Source organism: Olsenella sp. CU969 (assembly GCF_905219715.1).
GTDB lineage: Bacteria > Actinomycetota > Coriobacteriia > Coriobacteriales > Atopobiaceae > Granulimonas > Granulimonas faecalis.
On the sequence record NZ_CAJMXC010000018.1, the window covers coordinates 23,247 to 30,543 of the forward strand.

6 protein-coding genes are annotated in these 7,297 nt (G+C 67.4%); all 6 read left to right on the forward strand.

Features of this window, described 5'->3' with window-relative positions:
• Nucleotides 1–437 precede the first annotated feature (437 nt).
• The 6 genes from JX283_RS03485 (at nucleotide 438) to JX283_RS03510 (ending at nucleotide 7,087) form a co-directional block, all read left to right on the forward strand.
• Entirely contained in the window at nucleotides 438–1,772 is a 1,335-nt protein-coding gene (locus JX283_RS03485; protein WP_204829360.1) for a glutamine synthetase family protein, read from the forward strand.
• Nucleotides 1,773–2,125: 353 nt separating this feature from the next.
• On the forward strand, nucleotides 2,126–2,914 hold the full coding sequence (locus JX283_RS03490; protein WP_204829361.1) for an ABC transporter substrate-binding protein: 789 nt from the start codon (nucleotides 2,126–2,128) through the stop codon (nucleotides 2,912–2,914).
• 167 nt (nucleotides 2,915–3,081) lie between these two features.
• Nucleotides 3,082–3,888 carry an ABC transporter substrate-binding protein gene (locus JX283_RS03495; RefSeq protein WP_204829362.1) on the forward strand — a complete coding sequence of 269 codons (807 nt, stop codon included), beginning with the start codon at nucleotides 3,082–3,084 and terminating at the stop codon, nucleotides 3,886–3,888.
• Nucleotides 3,889–3,913: 25 nt separating this feature from the next.
• Nucleotides 3,914–5,374, forward strand: a complete 1,461-nt coding sequence (locus JX283_RS03500) for an ABC transporter permease subunit (protein WP_204829363.1) — start codon at nucleotides 3,914–3,916, stop codon at nucleotides 5,372–5,374.
• Nucleotides 5,367–6,227 carry an amino acid ABC transporter ATP-binding protein gene (locus JX283_RS03505; protein ID WP_204829364.1) on the forward strand — a complete coding sequence of 287 codons (861 nt, stop codon included), beginning with the start codon at nucleotides 5,367–5,369 and terminating at the stop codon, nucleotides 6,225–6,227. Before JX283_RS03500 ends, JX283_RS03505 begins: the two co-directional genes overlap by 8 nt.
• A gap of 239 nt (nucleotides 6,228–6,466) precedes the next feature.
• Entirely contained in the window at nucleotides 6,467–7,087 is a 621-nt protein-coding gene (locus JX283_RS03510; RefSeq protein ID WP_204829368.1) for a DNA-binding response regulator, read from the forward strand.
• The last annotated feature ends 210 nt before the right edge of the window (nucleotides 7,088–7,297 follow it).

Genomic DNA, 7,297 nt, shown 5'->3' on the forward strand with positions numbered 1-7,297 from the left:
AAAGGCTAACTTAAAAGGCCCACAAACGGGTCGGCGCCTTTGGAAGCAGGGGGGNATGTCCCATGATCGATGCGATCGTCGTCGCGGCCGTGGTCGTCGCCGTCGTCCTCGTCGTCCGCGCCCGGGTCCGCGCCGGCGCCAAGGGAGGGTGCAGCGGCTGTGGATCGGCATCGGTGTGCNCCGGGTCGGGCANNGGCCCGTGCCCCGTGGCGGGCGACGCCGTGGAGTCCATGGAGGAGGCGGCCCGCGCCGCCGTGGCGTCGGTGAAGCCGGCGGGGAGGGGGCGCTCCTGCTGCCATTAGGCGGGGCCGCCGGCGCGCACGGCCGCCTGCGCCGGTCATAGAAACAGAGCTGAAACACCCCTGTGCAACAGTTGTCAGGACTATGCACAAGGGGCCCTTGCGACGGCCTCCACCCCCTTCCATTGCGAGGTAGTGATGAGCAACTCCAGCAAGGACATCGATTACGTGCTTCGCACCGTCGAGGAGCGCGACGTCCGGTTCGTCCGTCTCTGGTTCACGGACGTGCTCGGCAACCTCAAGTCGTTCGCCATCTCGCCCGAGGACCTCGAGGAGGCCTTCGAGGAGGGCATCGGCTTCGACGGGTCGTCGGTAAACGGCTTCTCCTCCGNGGTGGAGTCCGACATGCTGGCCTTCCCCGACGCCTCCACCTTCCAGTTTCTGCCGTGGCGCCCCGCGTCCAACGCCGTGACCCGCATCTTCTGCGACATCTGCACCCCCGACCGCCAGCCCTTCGAGGGTGACCCGCGCCACTGCCTCATGCGCGTCTTCCGCCTCGCGTCCGACCGCGGCTTCGTGCCCAACGTGGGTCCCGAGCTCGAGTACTTCTACTCGGACAGCTCCAAGACCCCAGTGCCCCTGGACGACGCCGGCTACTTCGACCTCGCGCCCACCAACTCGTCGCGCAACCTGCGCCGCGACACCGTGCTCTCCCTCGAGCGCCTCTCCATCCCCGTGGAGTACTCCTTCCACGCCATGGGGCCGTCGCAGCAGGGCATCTCGCTCCGCTACGCCGAGGCCGTGAGCGCGGCGGACAACATCATGACCACGCGCTTCGCCGTGAAGCAGATCGCCCAGAACAACGGCTTCTACGCGTCGTTCATGCCCAAGCCCATCCCCGGGCGCCCCGGCTCCGGCATGTTCCTGCAGGAGTCGCTCTTCGACGGCGAGGGGGAGAACGTCTTCTGGGGCGCCGAGGGCGGCCACCACCTCAGCGACGTCGCCTGCCACTACATCGCCGGCCTCGTCCGCTACGCGCCCGAGTACATGCTGCTCNCCAACCCCACGGTGAACTCCTACAAGCGCCTCGTCCCCGACGGCGAGGCCCCCACGTTCGCCACCTGGGGCCGCCGCAACCGCAACGCCCTCGTGCGCATTCCCATGCACAAGCCCGGCAAGCACCAGTCCACCCGCGTTGAGCTGCGCGTGCCCGACCCCTCGGCCAACCCCTACCACGCCATCGCCGCCACGGTCATGGCCGGCCTCAAGGGCATCGAGGAGGGCCTGCCCCTGCCCCCGGAGTACACCTCCGACCTCGGCACCTCGGAGCTGGAGCTCGAGAGCGCCGGGTTCGAGCGGCTCCCCCGCGACCTCGGGGAGGCCATCGAGGCCTTCCGCTCCTCGGAGCTCATGCGCGAGGTCCTCGNCGACCACACCTTCGAGTTCCTGGTGGAGGAGAAGAGTCGCGAGTGGCTGTCGTACAACTCCACGGTCACGGACTGGGAGGTCCGCAGCNACTACGGCGGTTATTAGGACCCCGCCCTTCCTGCGACGACCCGTGCGGTGCCTTGGGCCGCCCCTTTTCCGGAGGGGGCGGCTTTTGTGTGCCCCCAGCTATACTGAAAGGAAACGTATGCCGGTTACCTTATACATTACTGAATAAACTCNTTGAGAAGATATTATCTTANNNAAACCTTAAAAATCGTTCTACCAGCGGTTGTCCCCCGGGTGTCGCTACCCGTAACGAGGGGCCGTCGTGGGCCCCGTTGTGTTACTTTGTTTCAAAGAGCTTTGAGAGAACCGGCTTGTTCGGGGAGGCGGTCTTTCCATTGGGTGAACCCGTCAGACACGGCCACAGGCGTCCGACGCCGCGCACGGCCCTGTGCGTGCTCGTCATCCTCGCTGGCACCCTCCTGTGCGGGTGCGCGGCGCTCCAGGGTCCCTTCGCCAAGCGGAACATCGAGCGGGACCTGTCCACCGTGGAGCCGGGCACGCTGACGGTGGCCTGCGACTTCGCGTCGCCGCCCATGGACTTCGTGGACTCCGACGGNCAGCGCCGCGGGNTCGNGTACGAGCTCGTCGCCGAGGTGGCCGACCGCTTGGGTCTGGACCTCGAGTTCCGCCGGTGNGAGGACCTCCCNGCGGTCNAGTCCGCCGTGGCCGACAGGGCGGCGGACATGGCCGCCTCCGCCCTCTCCCTCGACGATTTCGGGGGCAGCGTCTCCTCCCTCGAGGCGGGGTCGCCCTATATGTCGGTGGGTCGCGACGTCGTGNTGCCCCGCGAGCGNCCNTNCAANGGGGTCGAGCAGCTCAACGACCCCGCGTGCACCGTCGTGGTGCAGGGCGGGTCGCCCAACGAGGCCTGGGTGCGCGAGACCCTCCCCAAGGCCGCGGTGGTCCCGGTGGACAACGCCGTCCAGGGCCTCACGGGCGTGGCCAACGGCACCTANAGCGCCGCCGTCTACGACGACGTGAGCGCCACCTACCTCCTCAACTCCATGTTCGGCACCCTCATGGTGGGCCACCACCAGGACGACGTGAGCCGCTACTGCTTCGCCTTCTCGTCCGAGGACCCCGCCGTGCGCGAGGCCGTGGACGATGCCCTTGCGGCCCTCGAGGAGGACGANTTCGTGGCGTCNCTCGAGGCCAAGTGGTTCGGGTCGCCGCTGGCCTAGGGGTCTCCGGGCTCCTGCCCTGAAAATATTCGGAGTATCGAATAACAATCTCGTTTCTTTTATCGGCACGTATGATGAGGCGTCGAATAAACGTCCCGGGGATGGTAGTATCGTCCCCACGTTCGAGTCCCCCTGAAAGGACGCTTATGAAACGAGCACGGACGCTTATGAAACGAGCACCGAAGCTGGCCGCCCTGGCCGTCTGCGTCGCCACCGTCCTCGCCCTCGCCGCCTGCGGCTCGTCGTCCGCCGGGGGAGCGGGGGGCGTCTCCACGGTCAAGGAGGGCACCCTCACGGTCCTCTCGGACCTCGCCTACCCGCCCCTCGAGTCCGTGCCCGAGGGCAAGACGGCGGCCGACTGCGAGGGCTACGAGGTCGACGTCGTGGACGCCGTCGCCGGGAAGCTGGGCCTTAAGGCCGAGTGGTCCCAGGTGGAGTTCGACACCATCATCCCCCAGCTCAAGCAGGGCGGCAGGGCCGACATCGGCGCCTCCGCCTTCANCGTCAACGACGAGCGCGCCNAGGAGATCGACTTCACGGACCCCTACCTGGACTCCAACCAGGGGCTCGTCATGGCGGCCTCCTCCAAGGTCCTGGACCCCGACACCGAGCTCAACAACGCCTACGCCAAGGTGGCCGTTCAGTCGGGCACCACGGGCGAGGCCTGGGTCGAGGAGAACCTCACCAACGCGCAGGTGGTGCCCTTGGACGACGTCGTCCAGTGCCTCATGGGTGTCCAGACCGGCTCCTACGACGCCTGCGTGGCCGACCTGCCCGTGCTGTCGCACCTCTGCAACACCAGCTACAAGGACCTCGCGGTGAAGCAGGAGATCGCCACGGGCGAGCAGTACGGCTTCGTGGTCTCCAAGGACAATCCCGGCCTGACCGAGGCGATCGACAAGGCGTATAAGGAGCTCGTGGACGACGGCACCATAGCGAGGCTCCAGGAGAAGTNGTTCGGCGAGCAGCTGTAGCCGGCCCGAAGGAGGATTGGTTCCCATGAAGCACNNGGCAGATCGGCAGGGGCGCCACGTCGCGCGCGCCTTCTGTGCCCCCCTCGCCGCGGCCCTCTGCCTCACGGCCGTGGCGCCCGCCACGGCCGAGGCCGTCACCGTCAACAAGGCGACGGCCAAGCCCAACGAGGACGGCGGCTCCGGCGTCATTGGCGGCATCGACACGCGACTCACCTGGGAGGCCACCGTCGACGAGGGCGAGAGCGTGGATGCCGTGACGCTGACACTGCCCCAGGACGGTTCCTTCNACNGCTCCANCTCCCGCGTNACCGTGCTCGAGGGCCTCAAGCGCAAGGACGTGCAGGCCGACGCCAAGGTCGACGGCACGAGTCTCACCCTCGACTTCTCCGAGCCCGTGGGCGCCGGCGACCTCCTCCGCGTGGAGGTCACCAACATGCGGTTCCCGCCCGAGGGTGGCGACGTGCAGGTGACCGGCACCGCCACCGTCGACGGCCAGGAGACCGACCTCGCGCCGTCGCCGGCCATCGCGGTCATCGCCAACACGCCGCTGCAGGCGCTCGTCAACTGGCTCGACGAGCAGCCTTGGGTGGCGGCGTGGAACTCCAACCAGTTCCTCGGCATGTTCTTCAAGCCGCAGCTGCTCGTGACGTCGTTCGCCTCGCTGTTTCCCGGCTGGCTCGTCTGTCTGGCCATCGTCGTGGTGGCCTACCCGTTCGCCATCCTGCTCGGCCTGCTCTTCGCGTTCATGAAGATGGCCAAGCACCGCGTCGTGCGCGCCGTGGCCGTCACCTATATCAACATCCTGCGCGGCACGCCGCTCTTCCTGCAGATCTATATCATGTTCTTCGGCCTGCCCATGATCGGCGTCAACATCGACAACAACGTGCTGGGCGTCATCGTCATGGCCGTGAACTCGAGCGCCTACCTGGCCGAGATCTTCCGCGCCGGCATCGAGTCCATCCCCAAGGGGCAGTACGAGGCCGCCGAGTCCCTNGGCATNNACGGNNGGCAGACCATGGTCTCGGTCATCCTGCCCCAGACCGTGNGCCGCGTGCTNCCCACGGTCNCGAGCGACTTCATCACGGGCTACAAGGACACCTCGCTGCTGTCCTCGGTGGGCGGCATGGAGCTCATGATGTTCTCCAAGAACCTCACCACGGTCACCGGCAACATCACGCCCTACATCGCCGCGGCCATCTACTACCTCATCGTCACCCTGCCGCTCATCCGCATCGTCTCCAAGGTCGAGCAGCACCTCGCCCGCAGCGANTCCGGCCAGGGGCCGCGCCCCAAGGGCCCGGCNAAGGCCGAGGGCATCGAGGGANGCGACGCCGAGACCGTCGACCCCGACCCGGCGGCCGAGGCGGTCGCCGAGGAGAGCCGCAAGGCCTTCGGCGCTGCACGACTCAAGCCGCGCCCGGCCGTGCCCGCCACCGCCCGTGCCCGCATGGGCGCCGCGCCCCGAGAGGAGGCCCAGGATGCCTAAGTCCCACAGGAAGGCCGTCGGGGAGCACCCCGTCCTCGACGCCGACACCGCGGCGAGGCTCGCCTACGAGCACGACCGCACCCTGTCCACCCACGCCTTTGCCGAGGGCGAGCACCCGGCGGTGCGCATCGAGCACCTCAACAAGGCGTTCGACGNCAATGTGGTGCTCCGCGACGTCAACCTCACGGTGTGGCCCGGCGAGGTCGTCGTGGTGCTGGGNCCGTCGGGTTCGGGCAAGTCCACCATGCTGCGCTGCATCAACCGGCTCGAGACCCCCACGGCGGGTCACATCCTCTTCAACGACGAGGAGATCACGGGCAGCTCCAAGGTGCGCCTGTGCGAGATGCGCAAGCACCTGGGCATGGTGTTCNAGAACTTCAACCNCTTCCCNCACCTCTCCGCCAAGGAGAACGTCATGATCGGCCAGGTGAAGGCCCTCGGGCGCACCAAGGAGGAGGCCGAGGCCGAGGCGGTGCGGCAGCTTGGGGCCGTCGGCTTGGCCGACCGCGTGGACTTCATGCCCGCCCAGCTCTCCGGCGGTCAGCAGCAGCGCGTGGCCATCGCTCGCGCCGTGGCCATGCACCCCGACGTCCTGCTCTTCGACGAGCCCACGAGCGCCCTCGACCCCGAGCTCGTGCGCGGCGTCCTCGACGTCATGCGTGACCTTGCCGAGAACTCCGNTATGACCATGATCGTGGTCACCCACGAGATGGGCTTCGCCCGCGACGTGGCCGACCGCGTGGTCTTCATGGAGGACGGCCTCGTGGTGGAGGAGGGCCTGCCCGGCGACGTGTTCGACCATCCCAAAAGCGAGCGCACGGCGGCGTTCCTCGGAAACATCGAGGGGGCCTGAGGCCCGTCGTCGCAGCCGGCCGATCGTCCTTTGTTTTATGACGGGAGGGACCTCTGGGGCCCTCCCGTCCCTTTGGAATTGTTACAAGTTGCTGACGGGACGCTGTGGTAAACTTCAATCTACTTGTGTGCAACTGTTTGCCCATGCGGCGATGACGCCCCGCCTTGTGAAGGAGGCCTGGCTTGCAGCACCATAAGAACGTCCTCCTCGTCTCGAAGACGAGCCGCCTGCACGAGCGGATGCGGGAGCTCTCCCATTCCCTCGACATCTCGGTGCTCCTGTCGACGCCCGACACCTTCGACCAGGCAATCTCGTCAGGACACGACTTCGACCTCGTCCTGCTCGACCTCGCGGGCCTCTCGTCCGAGNCNATCAACAAGGTAGACGCCTATGTGGCGGGCAACTCCGGCATCCCCCGGCTCTTCTCCGTGGACGAAGAGCAACTCCCCTCCCTCCGGATGCCGGTGCAGGGCCGCTCCGACCTCTTCCTGGCCACCGCGTCGGAGGCCGAGTTCGAGGTCCGTCTGGCCCTCCTGCTCTGGCCCGGCGAGGAGACCGTGCCGTCTGACTTCGTCACCATCGACAACATGACCATCAANCTGNCNACCTATCAGGTCACCATCGACGGCGAGCCCGTGGACCTCACCCTCATGGAGTACTCGCTGCTCTCGTTCCTGGCCACCCACCCGTCCCGCGCCTACTCGCGCGAGGCCCTGCTCCACCGCGTCTGGGGCTTCGAGTACTGTGGCGGCACCCGCACGGTGGACGTGCACATCCGCCGCGTACGCTCCAAGGTGGGTCCCCAGGTGGCCTCGCACATCGTCACGNTGCGCNGTGNGGGCTACCTCTTNANGCTCTGACGCGCATGGGGTCCTGCCCCGGGGCGGCGGCCCCACCGCCCGGCGCGCGGCGGTGGGGCCGCCGCTGTTTTCGCGAGGGGGCCGACGGCCTTAGGCAGGCTTTAGGTGGGGCAGATAGGCTGTTTTCGTCCCCCTATTTGAAACGTTATCGGGTGGCGGGGTACCACACCCCTAGAAGAGCGACCTCGCCACCGCGCCTGTTGAGAGGAA